Genomic DNA, 16,781 nt, shown 5'->3' with positions numbered 1-16,781 from the left:
CTGATCCTCCCTGACAAATGAAAAGGCCCGGCGCTTCGTGCGGCCGGGCCTTTTCATTGCGATATAGGAATTGAAGCGGGATGCTGATTTCTTGAATCAGCATCCCGCTTCAACATTCTGATCTGGCGCGTTTTCTGGCGAGGAACCTCCCCCCGGCCAATGCCGCTGAACGTTAGGCCGCCATCGCCTTCTTGAGGTTCTCGTCCAGCTTGTCGAGGAAGCCGTTGGTCGTCAGCCACGCCTGGTCCGGGCCGATGAGGAGCGCCAGATCCTTGGTCATGTAGCCGCTCTCGACGGTGTCGATGCAGACCTTTTCCAGCGTCTCGGAGAAGGCCTTGAGGTCGGCATTGTCGTCCAGCTTGGCGCGATGCGCGAGGCCGCGCGTCCAGGCGAAGATGGAGGCGATGGGGTTGGTGGAGGTCTCCTGCCCCTTCTGATGCTGCCTGTAGTGGCGGGTCACCGTTCCGTGTGCAGCTTCCGCCTCGACGGTCTCGCCGTCCGGCGTCATCAGCACCGAGGTCATCAGGCCGAGCGAGCCGAAGCCCTGGGCGACGATATCCGACTGGACGTCGCCATCATAGTTCTTGCAGGCCCAGACATAGCCGCCCGACCACTTGAGGGCCGACGCCACCATGTCGTCGATCAGGCGATGCTCGTAGGTCAGCTTCTTCGCGTCGAACGCCGCCTTGAACTCGGCGTCGAAGATCTCCTGGAAGAGATCCTTGAAGCGGCCGTCATAGGCCTTGAGGATCGTGTTCTTGGTGGAGAGATAGCAGGGCACGCCGCGCTGCAGGGCGTAGTTGAACGAGGCGCGGGCAAAGTCGCGGATCGAATCGTCGAGGTTGTACATGGCCATCGCCACGCCAGAGCTCGGCGCGTCGAAGACCTCGTGCTCGATGGTGTTGCCGTCCTCGCCGACGAACTTGATGGTCAGCTTGCCCTTGCCCGGGAAACGGAAGTCCGTCGCGCGATACTGATCGCCGAAGGCATGGCGGCCGACGATGATCGGCTGCGTCCAGCCCGGCACGAGGCGCGGCACGTTCTTCATGATGATCGGCTCGCGGAAAATCACGCCGCCGAGAATGTTGCGGATCGTCCCGTTGGGCGAACGCCACATCTTCTTAAGGCCGAACTCCTCGACGCGGGCCTCGTCGGGCGTGATCGTCGCGCATTTGACGCCAACGCCGTGGCGCTTGATGGCGTTGGCTGCATCGACGGTGATCTGGTCGTTGGTCTCGTCGCGCTTCTGGATCGACAGGTCGTAATATTCCAGCGGAACGTCGAGATAAGGATGGATCAACTTCTCCTTGATGAACTGCCAGATGATCCGGGTCATCTCGTCGCCATCCAACTCGACGACCGGGTTATCGACCTTGATCTTCGCCATGAAATCCATCCTCTGCGGGTGACGGGGCTGGTTAGACAGCCAAAGTGATAGCGGTAAACGTGCGACAATTCGGTAGTGTGCGGCGTATACCATCGCCGACGCGCCGCGCAAGGGAGCGCCTCTTCGATGCCGCCTCTTGGCCGCGGCTGGCTCTTGATCTATCAGCGAGGGCATGGACCGCACCTCACCATCAGACGCTGGCGCTGGCGATGACACGCTTCTCGCCCTTGGCCCCGCCATCGTCCTTGTCGAGCCGCAGCTCGGCGAGAACATCGGCATGGTCGCGCGCGCCATGGCAAATTTCGGCCTCTCGGACCTTCGCCTGGTGAAGCCGCGCGACGGTTGGCCGAGTGAGAAGGCTCGAGCCGCCGCCTCGCGCGCCGACCACGTCATCGACGGCGCGCGCCTATTTGAGAGTGTCGAGGAGGCCGTTTCCGACCTTACCTATGTTCTGGCCACCACGGCGCGCTCGCGCGACAGCTTCAAGAGGGTAAGAGGCCCCGAGGAGGCGACGGACGAGCTTCGCCTGCGCATGGGAGCAGGCCAGAAGAGCGGCATTCTTTTCGGGCGGGAGCGCTTCGGTCTTTCCAACGCCGAGGTTGGTCTGGCCGACGAGATCGTCACCTTCCCGGTCGATCCCAGTTTCGCCTCGCTCAACATCGCCCAGGCCGTGCTTCTGATGAGCTATCAGTGGATGGCGTCGTCCGCGCGGGGCCGTCTACCGCCGCGTTTTTCAGCGCCCGAGGCACCGCCTGCTTCCAAGGATGATCTGTACCGGCTTTTCGAGCATCTGGAGGAAGAGCTCGGGCGACGCGGCTTCTTCCGTCCGCCGGAGCGGCGGGAGGTGATCGTAGAGGATCTGCGCGCCCTGCTGACGAAGGCGGGGTTCTCGGAGCCCGAGGTCCGGATGCTGCGCGGCGTCATCCGCTCCCTTACGCGCAAACCGGCGGACGGAGACGAAAAATGACACGGGAACGGCCGGTTCTGGTGTTCGATTCCGGCATCGGCGGGCTCACGGTGCTCCGCGAGCTGCGGGTGATGATGCCGGCCCGCCGCTTCGTCTACGTGGCCGACGATGCAGCGTTCCCCTATGGCGACTGGGAAGAAACGGCACTCAAGGAGCATATCGTCCGGCTCTTTGACCGGCTGATCCGCACTTACGATCCGCATTTGGCGGTGATCGCCTGCAACACCGCATCGACGCTCGTCATGCCGGACCTTCGTGCCCGTTTCCCCCTCCCCTTCGTTGGCACCGTGCCCGCCATCAAGCCTGCCGCCGAGCGTAGTCGATCGGGCCTCATCAGCGTCCTGGCGACGCCGGGGACCGTGAAGCGCGAATACACGCGCGAACTGATCCGCGATTTCGCCCGCCACTGCCATGTGCGTCTTGTCGGATCGGCGCGGCTCGCCACCATGGCCGAGCTCCACCTTCGCGGTGGCTCGCTCGACATGGATGAGCTCAAAAGCGAAATCGCGGAGTGCTTTGTCGAGAAGGACGGTCGTCACACGGACATCGTCGCGTTGGCCTGCACCCACTATCCCTTCCTTGCCAACGCATTCCGCAAGATTGCGCCCTGGCCCGTCGACTGGCTCGACCCTGCGGAAGCGATCGCCCGGCGGGCGCTCGACCTCCTTCCCAACGACGCCTCGGAGCTTCCGACCACACCGGACCTTGCTATCTTCACGTCGGGCAATGTCTCCCACGAAACCGCGAGCCTCGTGCATGGCTTTGGCCTCTCGGCCCGCGAGGACGGGCGTGCGCCAAGTCGATCCGACTGAAGACGCTTCAAAGCGTGGCGAAATTCCCGCTCTCTGCGTCCCGCTGCTCCTCCGGCCCTTGACTGTGCATAAACGCAAGAGTGCGTTGCGCTATCGCGGTGGGTGCTCTTTTATGCGAGGCGCGCAAGCCCTTTCGTATGCGTCATAGCGTCTCGCGGCGGTCACTCCAGATCGCCAAATATCGCCTTTTCGTGGTCAATTTTTGCATGCGAAACGATTGAAGCGCTTAGCTGGAGGCCACTGCCCATTTTACTCATGGCACCCATGCGGTGGCGGCCGCATTGAACTGGGCCGGGCTGTCCATGTAGGACGCGGCAGTCCCGGCGAGTTGGCTTGACCATGATCAATGATGACATGGCTCGGAGGCGTCATCTGACGGGATATCCTGAGCTGGTCCTTCAGTGACCTCGGGAGAGTTATGACGGCCTGATCGAAAAGACGGACGATGACGATTTTTCGAGCCAGCAGCCAGGAGAAAAGAAAGCTTTCCAGGCAATGCTCGATCTTTTGCCGGCCTAAGGCATTCGACAGGCGTATCCGATCAACATATTTTGCGGGATGACTTTTTTCCCGGTGGGCAAAGAACACGACATGGTCGATAAACCTCTGATCCTGGTCATCAACTGCGGTTCTTCATCGTTGAAGTTCGCGCTCCTGGCGGCGGGCGAGCGCGAGCCGATGCTTTCGGGCCTTGCGGAAAACCTCGGCCAGCCCGAGAGCCGCCTCACCGTGAAGCAGAACGGGGGGAAGACACAGCGCCCCTTGGCCAACAGCGGCGACCACCATGTCGCGCTTGGAACGCTGATCGAAATCCTGAAGGAGCAGAACCTCCTGGGTTCCGTCGCGGCGGTGGGCCACCGCGTCATTCACGGCGGCGAGCAGTTCACCGAAACGACGCTGATCACCGACGAGGTTCTCGCCGAGATCGAGAAGTGCAATCACCGCGCGCCGCTGCACAATCCGCCAAACGTGCTCGGCATCAAGATCGGGCGCGAGGAGCTTCCCAACGTTCCGCACGCGGCGGCCTTCGATACCTCCTTCCACGTCAAGTCCATGGCTCCGGAGGCATATTTCTATGCCATTCCAATGGAGTTCTACGAGAAGTACGGCATTCGCCGTTACGGCTACCATGGGACAAGCCACCGCTTCATCTCGATGGAAGCGGTCAAGGTTCTTGGCCTCGACCCCAACGACCACGGCATCGTCATCGCCCATCTGGGCAATGGCTGCTCGGCGACCGCCGTCCATAACGGTCGCAGCGTCGATACCAGCATGGGCATGTCGCCGTTGGAAGGCCTGGTCATGGGCACCCGCTCGGGCGACATCGACCCCGCCGCCGTGCTCTATATCGGCCGCGAGGACAAGATGAGCGTCGACCAGCTCGACAATCTCCTCAACCGCAAGAGCGGACTTCTCGGCCTGTCGGGCATCTCCAACGACTGCCGCACGCTCGAAGCGGCGGCGGCGAAGGGCGATGAGCGCGCCATCCTCGCGCTCGATGTATTCGTCCATCGCCTTGCGCGCTATGTCGGCGCTCTGGCCATGTCGCTGCCGAGACTTGACGCGCTGGTCTTCACCGGCGGCATCGGCGAGAATTCGGTCCTGATGCGCAAGAAGACGATCGCCAGGCTCGCCCCGCTCGGCCTGACGCTTGACGAAGCCGCCAATCAGCGGATGGTCGGTGGCGAGGGTGGCGTGATCAGCTCCAGCAAATCGCCGATCGCCGCCGTGATCGGCACCAACGAGGAATGGTTGATCGCCAAGGACACCGCCGAGCTCGCGGGTGTCGTGGCCTGACGCCCGCGACGCGTGACCGAAGGAAACAAGCACCAGGGCTCGGAGATCAGGTCGACAAGGCCCGAGAACCTGGTGCTTCGGTTACCTTACGGAACCGCGCGCGGCTGATGGAGAGATACTCCCGATGGGACATACCGCGAGACGGGGTCTCATCGGCATTGCATAATGTAGGCCGTTCCGGGATCGGCGCTCTGCGTCCAGGGATGGCCTGAAGGCGACGCCGGTTCGAGTTTCGACGTGCGTAAGTCCACGACGGGCCGAAGGTGTCGCGGTCCTGATCAAACGGCATTCAGGGAACCACGAATATGTCCACTCGCATTCTTTTCCTTGCCCCCCTCGCCATGGATGTCGGCTTGACCTCGGTCGCCCTCGGTGTGGTGCGGGCGCTCCAGCGCGACGGAATCAAGGTCGGTTTCGTCAAGCCGATCTCCCAACCGGACGTGACCGGGCGCTCAAAGTCGAGCTCGGGCGGCGAGACGTCCAGCCATTTCGCCAGGACCCTCTGTTTCGTCCACTCGCCCGAGTCGATTGCCTTCGAAAAGGCCGTCGAGCTGGTTGCAAAGGGCGAAATGGACTCCCTCCTCGAGGAAGTCGTGAACATGGTCGAGGCGATGAAGGCCGACCATGACGCGGTGATCGTCGAGGGACTCATCCCCCTTGCAGCCGCTCAGCTGGCGCAGCGCCTCAACGTGGAAATCGCCCGCAGCCTCGGCGCGGACGTGATTCCCGTGCTCTCCGGCGCGGAATACGATCCCAAGGCTCTGGCGGAGACGGTGACGCTGGCGCGCCAACAGTATCTCCAGGAAACCAAGCGTCGCTTCCCCGGCATCATCATCAACAAGATGCCGAGCGAAGGAAACACGGAGGCCGTCAAGGCGGCACTGAAAATCTCCGACGGCATCGATTGCGAGATCCTGTCGGCCATTCCGTACGCTTCAACGCTGAACGCGCCGCGCCTCTCGGACATCGTTTCGTCGCTCGACCTCAAGGTCGTCCAAGGCTCCGGCCTCGACCAAATCCGGGTTCAGGAGATCGTGGTCGCCGCGCGCACGGTCGAAAACATCATCCGCCGCCTGCGCCCCGGCACGCTGGTCGTCACCCCCGGCGAGCGTAGCGATATCGCGCTGGCCGCGGCCCTCGCCAATGAGCGCGGCGTGCCTTTGGCCGGCATGCTTCTTTCCTGTGGCTCGCTGCTCGCCGATCAGGTGGCCGAACTCATCACCTCGCCGGGCAAGAACGCGATGCCGATCCTGAGCTCGCCCGACGATACATACGTGACGGCCTCGCGGCTCTCCCACCTCAGCTATCACGTCAGCCGCGACGACAGCGTTCATATGGAGCGCGTCATTGCCTTTATCGCCGACCACATGGATACAAGCGTCCTTCGCCAGCGCATCGGCGAGCCGACGGAACTCAGAATGTCGCCGCCGAGCTTCCGCCACCGGCTGATCCAGCTCGCCCACGCGGCGAACCGGCGGATCGTGCTGCCGGAAGGCAACGAGCCGCGCACCATCCAGGCCGCCATCACCTGCCAGCAAAAGGGCATCGCGCATTGCGTGCTGCTCGGCGATCGGGCGGAGATCGAGAGCCTCGCCCGCGCACAGCAGCTCGAGCTGCCGGCGGACCTCGAGATCATCGATCCGGAGGCGGTGCGCGCCCGCTACATTCCGACGATGGTGGAACTGCGCAAGAGCAAGGGGCTGACGGCGCCCCAGGCGGCGGCACAGCTGGAGGATAACGTCGTCCTCGGCACGGTCATGCTGGCGCTCGGCGAGGTCGACGGGCTGGTTTCCGGTGCCGTCCACACCACGGCCAACACCATCCGGCCGGCCCTTCAGCTGATCAAGACCAAACCGGGCGAATCGATCGTCTCCAGCGTGTTCTTCATGCTCATGCCGGATCAGGTGCTGGTCTATGGCGATTGCGCGGTCAATCCCAACCCGACGGCCGAGCAGCTCGCCGATATCGCGGTCCAGTCCGCCGATACGGCCAAGGCGTTCGGCCTGGACCCCCGCGTCGCGATGATCTCCTATTCGACCGGCACCTCCGGTTCGGGCGACGACGTGGAGAAGGTTCGCGCCGCCACGGAGATGGCCAAGGCCAAGCGGCCCGACGTTCTCATCGACGGCCCGATGCAGTACGACGCCGCGAGCGTTGAGAGCGTCGCCCGCTCCAAGGCTCCGGGCAGCCCGGTCGCGGGGCGCGCCAACGTCTTCATCTTCCCCGACCTCAACACCGGCAACACCACTTACAAGGCGGTTCAGCGCTCGGCCCACGTGGTCAGCGTCGGCCCGATGCTTCAGGGATTGCGCAAGCCGGTCAACGACCTGTCTCGCGGCGCGCTGGTGGACGACATCGTCTTCACCATCGCGCTCACCGCGATCCAGTCCCAGCAAACCGAGCCTGAAAAGGCGGCCAGCCTCATCGCGGCGGAATAGAAAGGCGTTACGTGACGGTTCGACAGGAAATCAAGGATGGAACCGGAGCGGTCCCATCCTCCTTCTTTCGCGGCATCGAGGCGGGCGGCTCCCTGGCCCCCGCCTCGATCGCTGTCGCGGCCGAGGACCTCGGCGTCAAGAAGGCCGCGAGTGACCCTGCCACGTTGTTTGCGCTTGCCATGCTCGCCGGCGCCTTCATCGGCCTTGGCGCGATGTTCGCCACCACCGTGGTGGCAGGCGCCGAGGGCATTCTGCCCTATGGCGTCATTCGGCTTCTGGCGGGGCTGACCTTCTCTCTCGGCCTGATCCTGGTGCTGATCGGGGGCGCGCAGCTCTTCACCGGCGACATGCTTATGGTGATGGCATGGGCGAGCCGACGGCTGACGACGGCTAAGATGGTCAAGGTCTGGACCACGGTCTGGCTCGGAAACCTGGTCGGCGGCGTGATCACCGCCGCGCTGGTCTTCGCGTCCGGCCAGTTCGCCTTCGGCGGTGGCGCCGTGGGAGCGGCAGCGGTTCACTACGCGGAGGCAAAAGCTGCCCTGCCCTTCGGCCAAGCCTTCGCGCTGGGTATCCTCTGCAACGTGCTGGTGTGTCTTGCCGTGTGGCTGGCGCTGGCGGGCCGCACCGTTGCCGATCGCATCATCGCCATTGTCTTTCCGGTGACGGCCTTCGTGGCAGCAGGCTTCGAGCACTGCGTTGCCAACATGTACTATCTCGCCCTCGGCCTCTTCATCTCCTGGGGCGCGCCCAAGAGCTTCTGGTCGGCGCATGGCGGTGCCGCGCCTGAAATTCCATGGTCAGGGGTCATCAACAATCTCGTGGCCGTCACCGCCGGCAACTGGGTGGGGGGCGCGCTTCTCGTCGGCGGCGTCTACTGGTTCATCTATCGCCGTCCCGGAATCGTGGCGAAGGAACTGAAGCACGACTGAAACGCCAGGGCATGGGGGCGACGGGCGGCCTGCAAGCCGACGGCGTCTTCGTCCAGAAGGGTAGCGCCCCTTCCGGCGTCGCCGCCTGTCCCGCATCCCGTGGCCAGCTTAGGGCTGGCGGAGAGATGGCAGCTTCAGTCGTCGAGGGTTCCGTCGGTCCCTTCGCGCACCTGCTGCTCAGCCTTCGTCATGAGCTCGCTCATCGTGCGGCGGATCTGATGGTCCGATTGGCGAACGCCCGCCTCATCAAAGTCAGCTCTGATCCTTGCGAATATCTCATCGTCGCCCGGCGCGTTCACGTGCTTTTCGGCGAGCTCCTTGGCATAAGCCCGACCTTCGATATTGGACTTTTCGAGCTTCTGCGCGGCCCAATATCCAAGAAGTTCGTTCCGCCGCGTCCTGATCCGAAAGCGCAAGGTTTCGTCCTGCACATAGCCGGCCTCGAACTCGCGGCTACGATCGCTCATCGACATGTCGGCTCCTCCCAACAACGTCAGTTGCTGCGAAAAGGATAGCACTGGCCCGCCTTGTTTTCCATGGCTGCGGAACCGCCAAATTCTCGGGGATAGTCCATCCGGCGGCTTGCCTTGGCATGGCACAGCTCCCAATTTGGATGCTGCGGCGATTGTTTACCGAGGCCGCTTGGTCTATTCACCGCTCAAAGACCCAAGTTGTCGTCTGCCCCAGCAGCGCATCCACCAGATAGAGCACATCATGACACGTCGCCGCCGTATTTACGAAGGCAAGGCCAAGATCCTTTACGAGGGCCCGGAGCCAGGGACGCTCGTCCAGTTCTTCAAGGACGACGCGACCGCCTTCAACAAGAAGAAGCACGAAGTCGTCGACGGCAAGGGTGTCCTCAACAACCGCATCTCCGAGCACATCTTCACTCATCTCAACAAGATGGGCATCCCGACCCATTTCATCCGCCGCCTCAACATGCGCGAGCAGCTGATCCGCGAGGTCGAGATCATTCCGCTCGAGGTCGTTGTGCGCAACATCGCGGCGGGCTCTTTGGCCAAGCGCCTCGGCATCGAGGAAGGCACCGTTCTTCCGCGCTCGATCATCGAATTCTACTACAAGGCCGACGCGCTCGACGATCCGATGGTTTCCGAAGAGCATATCACGGCCTTCGGCTGGGCCAGCCCCCAGGAGATCGACGACATCATGGCGCTGGCGATCCGCGTCAACGATTTCCTCTCGGGCCTCTTCCTCGGCGTCGGCATTCAGCTCGTCGACTTCAAGATGGAGACCGGGCGCCTGTTCGAGGGCGACATGATGCGCATCGTCGTCGCCGACGAGATTTCGCCCGACTGCTGCCGGCTGTGGGACACCCAGACCCATGACAAGCTCGACAAGGACCGCTTCCGGCGGGACATGGGCGGGCTGGTCGAGGCCTATCAGGAAGTGGCGCGCCGTCTCGGCATCATGAATGAGAACGATTCGCCCCGCCCTTCCGGCCCGGTGTTGGTCAAGTAGCCCGCAGGCTGGCACCGGGACCCCGACAGCATCTTCGTATTGTTCCTCGCAAGGTAGATTGATCCCGTCATGAAGGCGCGCATCATCGTGACGCTCAAGAGCGGCGTCCTCGATCCACAGGGCAAGGCCATCCAGGGAGCGCTGGGCGCCCTCGGCTTTTCGGGCGTTGGCGGCGTGCGCCAAGGAAAGGTGTTCGACGTCGACCTCGACACGGAAGATCGAGCGGCCGCCGAAGCTGATCTCCGGGCGATGTGCGACAAGCTTCTCGCCAACACGGTGATCGAGAACTACACCGTCGAGATATTCTAGGGCGAAGGCGCTTCCTCGGAATCGGCATTTCGCTCTAGCGTTCTGTTTTGACGTAACCTTTTCCGAGAAGCCATGCGGCTTTTCGGCATTGTGCCCGAGAGACCCGAAAGCCAATGAACACCGCCGTCGTCATTCTTCCAGGCCTCAACCGCGACCGCGACATGATCGCGGCGCTGACCAAGATCAGCGGCCGGGCGCCGGCGACGGTATGGCAGACCGAAACTTCGATCCCGCCCGTCGACCTCATCGTCATTCCGGGCGGTTTTTCCTATGGCGACTATCTGCGTTGCGGCGCCATCGCCGCGCGCGCTCCGGTCATGCGGGCGGTTGCAGAGGCGGCGGGTCGTGGTGTTCCGGTGCTGGGCGTCTGCAACGGTTTCCAGATTCTCTGCGAGACGGGCCTTCTGCCCGGCGTCCTGATGCGGAACACGTCGCTGCGATTCGTCTGTCGCGAGGTGAAGCTGAAGGTCGCCAACGCCGAGACGCGCTTCACCACGGCCTACGGCAACGGGCAGATCATCCGCTGCCCTGTGGCGCACCATGACGGCAACTACTTCGCCGACGAGGACATCCTAGCGCGCGTCGAAGGAAACGGCCAGGTGGTCTTCCGCTATGCCGAGGGGACGAACCCCAACGGCGCGGTCCACGACATCGCCGGCATCATTAACGAGGCGGGCAATGTTCTCGGCCTGATGCCACATCCCGAAAACCTGATCGAGCCAGAACACGGCGGAACGGACGGCCGGGGCATATTCGAGAGCGTCATGGGCGGCAGCGCCCTCAAGGCGGCCTAAAGGCAAAGAAGGTTCGGTTTTTCGGATGAGCACTTTGCCGTCTTCGACCATGACACGCGCCTGCGCCGTGATCGCCCTTGCGGCTCTTGCGGGGCTCTGCGCCTGTTCGAGTTCATCGACCGTCGAGAAGCCTGTGGTGGATACTGGCCTTGACCGGATGGAACGGCTGGCCCTCAACGCCAACCGCTGCTGGTTCAAGTCCAAGGATCCGGTTTTCGCCGCCTACTCGTTGGCTCCGGAGTTGTCTTCCTATTCGGGGCGGCCTCGCTTTTTGCTGGTGCCGCGTGGCCATCCTGAGGCGCGCCCGCTCCTGGTCGTTGAGGGTCAGAGCGGCTCCTCGGAGGTCGCCATCTACGGGCCTCTCACCGGCGAGAGCTCGGTTGCGCCGCGCGTCCAATCCGACCTCGCGCGTTGGCGGACGGGGCGCGACAGCTGCTCGGCCTGACATATGAATTGTTCTGACAACTTATTTTTTTGACGCCGTGATGACGCTCACGTTTTCGCGTGTCATGAAGGCGTCATGTTCAGCGATTCATCCGTTCCCACGTCCTCATCCACGGATGAGGGCATATCCTCCCCTTCCCTGTTGATATGGCTGCCAGCAGGGATCATCGCCTTGCTGGTCGGCTTGGCCATAGGCTGGTTCTTCCACACTCAGGTGCCATCGGCGGCCCCCTGGTTCGACGAGGACGGGCCTATCGAGTGGATCCAGGCGGCGATCGTGGGGCTGGCAGCGGTCACGCTCGTTGTCCGGGCGTGGCGCTCGCGCAGCCCCGTGGGATTGCTCGCCTGCGGCGCCGCATACTTTCTCTATTCGGCTGTTCTGCGCGAGGTGCCGTCCTGCACCAGCCACTTCTACAGTGGCGGCGGATGCCTGACGCACACTTGGAAATACGGTTTGATGACGGCGGGTGCCCTCCTCGTCCTCGCCTATTTCGTCCTTCAGCGTCGCCACCTTCCAGGCATCTTCCGCCCTCGATGGAGCCTGACGTTCTGGCCGCTTTTGGTCTCGGCTGCTCTCCTGATGGCGGCCGAATATGGGGAGCGCATGCATATGATGGAGATCGAGGAGACGCTCGAACTCTTCTCCTACTTCTATGCTCTGGCCTTTGGATGGTGGCTGCTTCGACAGCCTCCGAACGAGGAAAGTTTGTGACCTGCGGGCCTGTCGAGCCTGCCAGCCCTCAAGCCTCATTCCCATCGCCTCTCCGATGTTCTAGACGGAGGTTCGCAGCCGCTGCGGCGGAATGCTTCCCGACCCATCGACGCGACCGCTCCCGGTCGGCCAAGTGACGGAGACAAGCTCGTGGAACCGCATGTCACACCGGCGCTCGCTGAGTCCCTCGGCCTCAAGCCCGCCGAGTACGAGCACATTCTGAGGCTTGTCGGCCGGACGCCGACGCTGACGGAGCTCGGCATCTTCTCGGCCATGTGGAACGAGCACTGTTCCTACAAGTCCTCCAAGAAGTGGCTGCGCACACTGCCGACGAGCGGTCCGCGCGTCATTCAGGGGCCTGGGGAGAACGCCGGCGTCGTCGACATCGACGACGGCGACTGCGTGGTCTTCAAGATGGAGAGCCACAACCACCCGTCCTACATTGAGCCCTATCAAGGAGCGGCGACGGGCGTCGGCGGCATCCTGCGCGATGTCTTCACCATGGGCGCCCGGCCGATCGCGGCGATGAACGCGCTGCGCTTCGGCGCGCCGGACCACCCGAAGACGCGGCACCTCGTTTCCGGCATCGTGGCCGGCGTCGGCGGCTACGGCAATTCGTTCGGCGTGCCGACCGTTGGCGGCGAGGTCAACTTCCACGCCCGCTACAACGGCAATTGCTTGGTCAACGCCTTCGCCGCCGGCCTGGCGAAGACCGACGCGATCTTCTATTCCGAGGCGAAGGGCGTCGGCCTGCCCGTCGTTTATCTTGGCGCCAAGACGGGACGGGACGGCGTCGGCGGCGCGACCATGGCCTCGGCCGAGTTCGACGCGGACATCGAGGAAAAGCGGCCGACCGTCCAGGTGGGCGATCCCTTCACCGAAAAGTGCCTCCTGGAGGCATGCCTCGAGCTCATGGCGACGGGCGCCGTCGTCGCGATCCAGGACATGGGCGCGGCGGGGCTGACATGCTCGGCCGTCGAGATGGGCGCCAAGGGCGACCTCGGCATCGAGCTGGATCTCGACAAGGTGCCGGTGCGCGAAACCCACATGAGCGCCTTCGAGATGATGCTGTCGGAGAGCCAGGAGCGGATGCTCATGGTTCTGGTGCCGGAAAAGCGCGAGCAGGCCGAAGCGATCTTCCGCAAGTGGGGGCTCGACTTTGCCATTGTCGGCCGAACCACGGATGATCTTCGTTTCCGTGTGCTGTGGGAGGGACGCGAGGTCGCCGACCTTCCGATCAAGGAGCTGGGCGACGAGGCACCGGAGTACGACCGCCCATGGATCGAGCCGGCCCCGGCCGCCGTGATTCATGCCGCTGATATCGCCGAGCCTGCCGACTACGCCGCAACGCTTCTGAAGCTGCTCGGCTCGTCCGACCTGTCGTCGCGCCGCTGGGTCTTCGAGCAGTACGACACGCTGATTCAGGGCAACGGCCTCCAAACGCCGGGAGGCGACGCCGGCGTCGTGCGCGTCGATGGCCATCCGACCAAGGCGCTCGCCTTCTCCTGCGACGTCACTCCACGCTATTGCGAGGCCGACCCCTACCAGGGCGGCATGCAGGCCGTGGCCGAGTGCTGGCGTAATCTTACCGCAGTTGGGGCGGAACCCTTGGCCGCCACCGACAACCTCAACTTCGGCAATCCCGAAAAGCCGGAGATCATGGGCCAGTTCGTCAAGGCCATCCAGGGCATCGGCGCCGCCTGCGAGGCTCTCGATTTCCCGATCGTTTCCGGCAACGTGTCGCTCTACAACGAGACGCAGGGCGCCGCCATTCTGCCGACGCCGACCATCGGCGGCGTCGGCCTCATCCGCGACCGCTCGAAGCTGGCGCGTATCGGCACCATGAAAGAGGGCGATGTGCTCTTCCTGGTGGGCCGTGACGGCAGCCACCTCGGTGCATCGGTCTTCCTGCGCGAGATGGAGGGCCGCGAAGACGGAGCCCCGCCGCCGGTCGATCTGGCGGAGGAGCGCCGACATGGCGAGTTCGTGCGCGCGCTGATTCGAGGCGGCCGCGTCCAAACCTGTCACGACCTCTCCGATGGCGGCCTTGCCATCGCGCTCGCGGAAATGTGCATCGAGTCGGGCCGTGGCGCGGCGATCGATCCGGGCGATGGTTCACTCCATGCCCTGCTCTTCGGCGAGGACCAGGCCCGCTACGTGGTTGCCCTGCCCGCAGCCGAAGCGGACCAACTCGAAGCGGAAGCCGCCGAGGCAGGCATTCCCCTTCGCCGACTGGGAAAGGTCGGCGGCGACGAACTTGTCGTGAGAGATCGTCTTGCGCTGTCCGTCGTCACGATGCGCGCGGCTTTTGAATCCTGGTTCCCTGCCTATATGTCGGGTGAGACGGTGGCGTGATCTCGGGCGCGAGCGATTGATCCGCTCCCCTGCGGCTCGTATCGTATCGAGGATGAGATCAGTGCGTCGAGGGAGCTGCACGATGGCGATGGATGCTCGGGAAATCGAGGCGATGATCAAGACGGCGATTCCCGACGCCGTGGTCAGCATCCGCGATCTGGCCGGTGATGGCGATCATTATGCGGCGGAAGTGGTCTCGGAGAGCTTTCGCGGAAAGTCGAGGGTCGAGCAGCATCAGCTGGTCTATCGCGCGCTTCAGGGCAAGATGGGCGGCGCCCTTCATGCCCTTGCATTGCAGACCAGCGCTCCCAAGTGAGGGATAGGCTGCGGAGCCAGCGCGCGCAAGAATCGCCGAGCGCGCGGATTCCGCTTTCACCACCAGAGCTTTACGGCCCGCTTGACGCGCGATAAGCAGGCCGCTTTCCGGCATCAACAGGACGGCATCGAGATGAGCGAAATCAGCAATTGGATCGACAGCGAGGTCAAGGGCAACGACGTGGTGCTCTTCATGAAGGGCACGCCGGACTTCCCGCAGTGCGGGTTCTCCGGGCAGGTCGTCCAGATCCTCGACTATCTCGGCGTCCCCTATAAGGGCATCAACATCCTGACGTCCGACGATCTGCGTCAGGGCGTCAAGGAATACAGCCAGTGGCCCACGCTGCCCCAGCTCTTCGTGAAGGGCGAGTTCGTCGGCGGCTGCGACATCGTCAAGGAGATGTTCCAGGCCGGTGAGCTGAAGTCGCTCTTCGCCGACAAGGGCGTGGCGACTCAGACGGACGCGCCCGCGGCCGAGTAGCGGTTTGGGATTCGGCGCGAGAGGCGCTCCCACCCTCCACGTCAGATCCACGACGAGCAGTGAAGGACGCCGCCAAGGGCGCCTTTCCAACCACCCCTAACCCTCCGGCCCGCCGGAGGGTTTTTCAATGGTCTGATCGGTTTTGCGAGGCGTCTATCAGGCGCCGAACGGCAAGTTTGGCCTGAGCGTTGCCCGCTCTTGCCAAACCGGCTCCCCTCGCTACCTTACCGACGTCACATCCCAAGAGGTTTGGCCATGAACGACGCGCCCGTCCGAGATTCGCGCGGCATTCCCTATTGGGAACTGGTGACCTTGGTCGCCAGCCTGATGGCACTCAACTCGGCGGCGATCGATATCTTCATTCCCGCGCTTCAGAACATCGGTCAGGCGCTGAATGTCGAGTCGGAGAACAGCCGTCAGCTGGTGATCAGCTCCTACATGCTCGGCTTCGGTGTGACGCAGATATTCTACGGGCCCCTGTCGGATCGCTTCGGGCGCAAGCCGCTGCTCTATGCGGGACTCAGCATCTATGCCGTCGCGGCACTCGCCTCCATCTTCGCCCCGACTTTCGGTATCCTCCTCCTCTGCCGCGCGCTCCAGGGAACCGGCACGGCCGCGACGCGGGTGATCGCCATCTCGGTGGTGCGCGACTGCTTCGGCGGACGTCAGATGGCGAGCGTCATGTCGCTGGTGATGATGGTCTTCATGGTGATCCCGGTGGTCGCGCCCAATGTCGGGCAGCTGGTCCTGCTTTTCGGCAGCTGGCGCGAGATCTCGCTCGTCATCTTCCTTTTCGGCATGGTCGTGCTGGCATGGGTCGCCTTGCGCCTGCCCGAAACGCTCCACCCCGAGGACCGGCGGGAGCTTAACGTCCGCCGGGTGAGAGAGGCCTTTGGCGCGGTCTTCACGAACCGCATCGCCTTCGGCTACACGCTCGCGGCCTCGGTCATCTTCGGGGTGCTCTTCGCCTTCATCAATCAGGCCGAGCAGATCTATACCGAGGTCTTCAGCTTCGGTCCCGAGTTCACCCTGTATTTCTCGGCGGTCGCCGTCTTCATGGCGGCCTCGAGCTTCCTTAATTCCCGGCTGGTGCGCCGCTTCGGCATGCGCAAGCTTTCCCACGCGGCATTGATCGGCCTGATCATCGTCGCATCAGCCGAGCTCATCGCGTCGCTCGTCAACGATGGCGCTCCGCCGTTCTGGCTGTTCTTCTCGCTGTTCGTGCCGCTGTTCTGCTTCTTCGGCTTCATCGGCACCAACTTCAACGCGTTGGCCATGGACCCGCTGGGCCATATCGCCGGCACCGCCTCCTCGGCCCTGGGGTTTCTCCAGACCGTGCTGGGCGGCCTGCTCGGCGCGACCATCGGCTTTCTTTACAATGGCACGCTGATTCCGCTGTTCGGCGGCTTCGTGACGCTGGGTATCGTGTCGCTGGGGCTGGTCTTCATGGCCGAGGGTGGGCGCCTCTTCACGCCTCGTCATCTCCCGGCTCCCCCGCCCCCCGCCACGGTCAATGCTGGCGAAGCAGCAGAATAGCCCGCGGCGGTGACGCGCGGAGC

The 16,781-nt window shown here is 63.6% G+C and carries 16 protein-coding genes; 14 read left to right on the top strand and 2 right to left on the bottom strand.

Going from position 1 to position 16,781, the window contains the following annotated elements; genetic code table 11:
- Positions 1 to 172: 172 nt before the first annotated feature.
- A complete protein-coding gene (locus B5D38_RS00935; RefSeq protein WP_078706493.1) occupies positions 173 to 1,387 on the bottom strand; it encodes an NADP-dependent isocitrate dehydrogenase in 1,215 nt (404 codons plus the stop codon).
- Positions 1,388 to 1,559: 172 nt separating this feature from the next.
- Between B5D38_RS00935 and B5D38_RS00930 the strand changes: the two genes are divergently transcribed.
- The 5 genes from B5D38_RS00930 to B5D38_RS00910 all read left to right on the top strand — a co-directional run bounded on the left by B5D38_RS00930 (position 1,560) and on the right by B5D38_RS00910 (position 8,333).
- On the top strand, positions 1,560 to 2,354 hold the full coding sequence (locus tag B5D38_RS00930) for an RNA methyltransferase (protein ID WP_078706492.1): 795 nt from the start codon (positions 1,560 to 1,562) through the stop codon (positions 2,352 to 2,354).
- Positions 2,351 to 3,166, top strand: a complete 816-nt coding sequence (gene murI, locus B5D38_RS00925) for a glutamate racemase (protein ID WP_078706491.1) — start codon at positions 2,351 to 2,353, stop codon at positions 3,164 to 3,166. Before B5D38_RS00930 ends, murI begins: the two co-directional genes overlap by 4 nt.
- Before the next feature lie 591 nt (positions 3,167 to 3,757).
- Positions 3,758 to 4,963, top strand: coding sequence for an acetate/propionate family kinase (locus B5D38_RS00920; RefSeq protein ID WP_078706490.1), 1,206 nt, complete (start codon positions 3,758 to 3,760; stop codon positions 4,961 to 4,963).
- Positions 4,964 to 5,268: 305 nt separating this feature from the next.
- Entirely contained in the window at positions 5,269 to 7,401 is a 2,133-nt protein-coding gene (gene pta, locus B5D38_RS00915) for a phosphate acetyltransferase (RefSeq protein ID WP_078706489.1), read from the top strand.
- An 11-nt stretch (positions 7,402 to 7,412) separates the two neighbouring features.
- Entirely contained in the window at positions 7,413 to 8,333 is a 921-nt protein-coding gene (locus tag B5D38_RS00910; RefSeq protein WP_078706488.1) for a formate/nitrite transporter family protein, read from the top strand.
- Positions 8,334 to 8,467: 134 nt separating this feature from the next.
- Here the strand turns inward: B5D38_RS00910 and B5D38_RS00905 are convergent, their stop codons facing one another.
- Positions 8,468 to 8,800 (bottom strand): DUF1476 domain-containing protein, encoded by a 333-nt coding sequence (locus tag B5D38_RS00905; protein ID WP_425349301.1) that lies wholly within the window; start codon positions 8,798 to 8,800, stop codon positions 8,468 to 8,470.
- Between the two features lie 247 nt (positions 8,801 to 9,047).
- Between B5D38_RS00905 and purC the strand changes: the two genes are divergently transcribed.
- From purC to B5D38_RS00860, 9 genes are all read left to right on the top strand, one after another.
- On the top strand, positions 9,048 to 9,812 hold the full coding sequence (purC, locus tag B5D38_RS00900; RefSeq protein WP_078706486.1) for a phosphoribosylaminoimidazolesuccinocarboxamide synthase: 765 nt from the start codon (positions 9,048 to 9,050) through the stop codon (positions 9,810 to 9,812).
- Positions 9,813 to 9,881: 69 nt separating this feature from the next.
- Positions 9,882 to 10,121 carry a phosphoribosylformylglycinamidine synthase subunit PurS gene (gene purS / locus B5D38_RS00895; protein WP_078706485.1) on the top strand — a complete coding sequence of 80 codons (240 nt, stop codon included), beginning with the start codon at positions 9,882 to 9,884 and terminating at the stop codon, positions 10,119 to 10,121.
- A gap of 113 nt (positions 10,122 to 10,234) precedes the next feature.
- Complete coding sequence (purQ, locus tag B5D38_RS00890) at positions 10,235 to 10,915, top strand: phosphoribosylformylglycinamidine synthase subunit PurQ (protein ID WP_078706484.1); 681 nt, start codon at positions 10,235 to 10,237, stop codon at positions 10,913 to 10,915.
- A 25-nt stretch (positions 10,916 to 10,940) separates the two neighbouring features.
- Positions 10,941 to 11,360 carry a hypothetical protein gene (locus B5D38_RS00885; RefSeq protein ID WP_245318708.1) on the top strand — a complete coding sequence of 140 codons (420 nt, stop codon included), beginning with the start codon at positions 10,941 to 10,943 and terminating at the stop codon, positions 11,358 to 11,360.
- Between the two features lie 171 nt (positions 11,361 to 11,531).
- Positions 11,532 to 12,071: a hypothetical protein gene (locus tag B5D38_RS00880; RefSeq protein WP_131829837.1), complete on the top strand. Its 540-nt coding sequence runs from the start codon at positions 11,532 to 11,534 to the stop codon at positions 12,069 to 12,071.
- Positions 12,072 to 12,221: 150 nt separating this feature from the next.
- Positions 12,222 to 14,426 (top strand): phosphoribosylformylglycinamidine synthase subunit PurL, encoded by a 2,205-nt coding sequence (purL, locus tag B5D38_RS00875; protein WP_116002536.1) that lies wholly within the window; start codon positions 12,222 to 12,224, stop codon positions 14,424 to 14,426.
- An 82-nt stretch (positions 14,427 to 14,508) separates the two neighbouring features.
- Positions 14,509 to 14,742, top strand: a complete 234-nt coding sequence (locus tag B5D38_RS00870) for a BolA/IbaG family iron-sulfur metabolism protein (RefSeq protein ID WP_078706481.1) — start codon at positions 14,509 to 14,511, stop codon at positions 14,740 to 14,742.
- A 132-nt stretch (positions 14,743 to 14,874) separates the two neighbouring features.
- Positions 14,875 to 15,222 (top strand): Grx4 family monothiol glutaredoxin, encoded by a 348-nt coding sequence (gene grxD, locus B5D38_RS00865; protein WP_078706705.1) that lies wholly within the window; start codon positions 14,875 to 14,877, stop codon positions 15,220 to 15,222.
- 255 nt (positions 15,223 to 15,477) lie between these two features.
- Positions 15,478 to 16,758 carry a multidrug effflux MFS transporter gene (locus tag B5D38_RS00860; RefSeq protein ID WP_078706480.1) on the top strand — a complete coding sequence of 427 codons (1,281 nt, stop codon included), beginning with the start codon at positions 15,478 to 15,480 and terminating at the stop codon, positions 16,756 to 16,758.
- Positions 16,759 to 16,781 lie beyond the last annotated feature (23 nt).

The organism is Consotaella salsifontis, assembly GCF_900167365.1.
Taxonomy (GTDB): Bacteria; Pseudomonadota; Alphaproteobacteria; order Rhizobiales; family Rhizobiaceae; genus Consotaella; species Consotaella salsifontis.
This window is presented reverse-complemented; position numbering and strand designations above follow the sequence as displayed.

What these genes read in the sequence shown, in the direction of transcription:
- B5D38_RS00905 (WP_425349301.1), bottom strand. Translation starts at nt 8,800, where the DNA reads ATGAGCGATCGTAGCCGCGAGTTCGAGGCCGGCTATGTGCAGGACGAA.
- B5D38_RS00935 (WP_078706493.1), bottom strand. Translation starts at nt 1,387, where the DNA reads ATGGCGAAGATCAAGGTCGATAACCCGGTCGTCGAGTTGGATGGCGAC.
- B5D38_RS00885 (WP_245318708.1), top strand. Translation starts at nt 10,941, where the DNA reads ATGAGCACTTTGCCGTCTTCGACCATGACACGCGCCTGCGCCGTGATC.
- B5D38_RS00920 (WP_078706490.1), top strand. Translation starts at nt 3,758, where the DNA reads ATGGTCGATAAACCTCTGATCCTGGTCATCAACTGCGGTTCTTCATCG.
- purQ (WP_078706484.1), top strand. Translation starts at nt 10,235, where the DNA reads ATGAACACCGCCGTCGTCATTCTTCCAGGCCTCAACCGCGACCGCGAC.
- B5D38_RS00930 (WP_078706492.1), top strand. Translation starts at nt 1,560, where the DNA reads ATGGACCGCACCTCACCATCAGACGCTGGCGCTGGCGATGACACGCTT.
- grxD (WP_078706705.1), top strand. Translation starts at nt 14,875, where the DNA reads ATGAGCGAAATCAGCAATTGGATCGACAGCGAGGTCAAGGGCAACGAC.
- purS (WP_078706485.1), top strand. Translation starts at nt 9,882, where the DNA reads ATGAAGGCGCGCATCATCGTGACGCTCAAGAGCGGCGTCCTCGATCCA.
- murI (WP_078706491.1), top strand. Translation starts at nt 2,351, where the DNA reads ATGACACGGGAACGGCCGGTTCTGGTGTTCGATTCCGGCATCGGCGGG.
- purC (WP_078706486.1), top strand. Translation starts at nt 9,048, where the DNA reads ATGACACGTCGCCGCCGTATTTACGAAGGCAAGGCCAAGATCCTTTAC.
- B5D38_RS00870 (WP_078706481.1), top strand. Translation starts at nt 14,509, where the DNA reads ATGGCGATGGATGCTCGGGAAATCGAGGCGATGATCAAGACGGCGATT.
- B5D38_RS00860 (WP_078706480.1), top strand. Translation starts at nt 15,478, where the DNA reads ATGAACGACGCGCCCGTCCGAGATTCGCGCGGCATTCCCTATTGGGAA.
- pta (WP_078706489.1), top strand. Translation starts at nt 5,269, where the DNA reads ATGTCCACTCGCATTCTTTTCCTTGCCCCCCTCGCCATGGATGTCGGC.